This is a genomic window from Flavobacterium sp. 9R (genome assembly GCF_902506345.1).
In the GTDB taxonomy this organism is placed as follows: Bacteria; Bacteroidota; Bacteroidia; order Flavobacteriales; family Flavobacteriaceae; genus Flavobacterium.
The window spans coordinates 1-2538 of record NZ_LR733423.1; the positions used below are offsets into that span (position 1 = coordinate 1).

Annotated in this window: 1 protein-coding gene; it reads left to right on the forward strand. The window is 41.4% G+C overall.

The genetic code is table 11. From position 1 onward, the window contains the following. A partial coding sequence (locus FLAVO9AF_RS15255) for an Ig-like domain-containing protein (protein WP_236552344.1) occupies positions 1–2538 on the forward strand: 2538 nt, incomplete at both ends.

Sequence of the window (2538 nt, forward strand, 5' to 3'; positions counted from 1 at the left end):
ATACACTAAACGGCGCAGCAGTAAGTACATCTAACACTGATGTTACACCAATCACTACAGGTCCATTGAGTATTGATGCAAATGGTAATTTAACCGTTGCTCCAAACACTCCAAGTGGCACGTATACCATTACGTATGAATTATGTGAAGTAGGTGCAACCCCAGCGAATTGTGATACAGCAATAGCTACGGTAGTAGTTGGTAACCTAATTGTTGCTAATGATGATACCATCGCTTCAACAGGAGGCAATGTCTTGTCAAATGATACACTAAACGGCGCAGCAGTAAGTACATCGAACACAGATGTTACACCAATAACTATCGGACCATTGAGTATTGATGCAAATGGTAATTTAACCGTTGCTCCAAACACTCCAAGTGGCACGTATACTATTACGTATGAATTATGTGAAGTAGGTGCAACCCCAGCGAATTGTGATACAGCAATAGCTACGGTAGTAGTTGGTAACCCAATTGTTGCTAATGACGACACCATCGCTTCAACAGGAGGCAATGTCTTGTCAAATGATACACTAAACGGCGCAGCAGTAAGTACAACCAATACTGATGTTACACCAGTAACTTCTGGTCCATTGAGTATTGATGCTGATGGTAATTTAACCGTTGCTCCAAACACTCCAAGTGGCACGTATACTATCACGTATGAATTATGTGAAGTAGGTGCAACCCCAGCGAATTGTGATACAGCAATAGCTACAGTAGTAGTTGGTAACCCAATAGTTGCTAATGATGACACTATCGCTTCAACAGGCGGAAACGTATTATCAAATGATACACTAAACGGCGCAGCAGTAACGACAACCAATACTGATGTTACACCAATAACTACAGGTCCATTGAGTATTGATGCAAATGGTGATTTAACCGTTGCTCCAAACACTCCAAGTGGCACGTATACTATCACGTATGAATTATGTGAAGTAGGTGCAACCCCAGCGAATTGTGATACAGCAATAGCTACGGTAGTAGTTGGTAACCCAATTGTTGCTAATGATGACACCATCGCTTCAACAGGCGGAAACGTATTATCAAATGATACACTAAACGGCGCAGCAGTAACGACAACCAATACTGATGTTACACCAATAACTACAGGTCCATTGAGTATTGATGCAAATGGTAATTTAACCGTTGCTCCAAACACTCCAAGTGGCACGTATACCATTACGTATGAATTATGTGAAGTAGGTGCAACCCCAGCGAATTGTGATACAGCAATAGCTACGGTAGTAGTTGGTAACCTAATTGTTGCTAATGATGATACCATCGCTTCAACAGGAGGCAATGTCTTGTCAAATGATACACTAAACGGCGCAGCAGTAACGACAACCAATACTGATGTTACACCAATCACTACAGGTCCATTGAGTATTGATGCAAATGGTAATTTAACCGTTGCTCCAAACACTCCAAGTGGCACGTATACTATCACGTATGAATTATGTGAAGTAGGTGCAACCCCAGCGAATTGTGATACAGCAATAGCTACGGTAGTAGTTGGTAACCCAATTGTTGCTAATGATGACACTATCGCTTCAACAGGAGGCAATGTATTATCAAATGATACACTAAACGGCGCAGCAGTAAGTACATCTAACACTGATGTTACACCAATCACTACAGGTCCATTGAGTATTGATGCAAATGGTAATTTAACCGTTGCTCCAAACACTCCAAGTGGCACGTATACTATCACATATGAATTATGTGAAGTAGGCGCAACTCCATCGAATTGTGATACAGCAGTAGCTACCGTAGTAGTTGGTAACCCAATTGTTGCTAATGATGATACCATCGCTTCAACAGGAGGCAAGGTCTTGTCAAATGATACACTAAATGGCGCAGCAGTAAGTACATCGAACACAGATGTTACACCAATCACTACAGGTCCATTGAGTATTGATGCAAATGGTAATTTAACCGTTGCTCCAAACACTCCAAGTGGCACGTATACTATCACGTATGAATTATGTGAAGTAGGTGCAACCCCAGCGAATTGTGATACAGCAATAGCTACGGTAGTAGTTGGTAACCCAATTGTTGCTAATGATGACACTATCGCTTCAACAGGAGGCAATGTATTATCAAATGATACACTAAACGGCGCAGCAGTAAGTACATCTAACACTGATGTTACACCAATAACTACAGGTCCATTGAGTATTGATGCAAATGGTAATTTAACCGTTGCTCCAAACACTCCAAGTGGCACGTATACCATTACGTATGAATTATGTGAAGTAGGTGCAACCCCAGCGAATTGTGATACAGCAATAGCTACGGTAGTAGTTGGTAACCTAATTGTTGCTAATGATGATACCATCGCTTCAACAGGAGGCAATGTCTTGTCAAATGATACACTAAACGGCGCAGCAGTAACGACAACCAATACTGATGTTACACCAATCACTACAGGTCCATTGAGTATTGATGCAAATGGTAATTTAACCGTTGCTCCAAACACTCCAAGTGGCACGTATACTATCACATATGAACTATGTGAAGTAGGAGCAACCC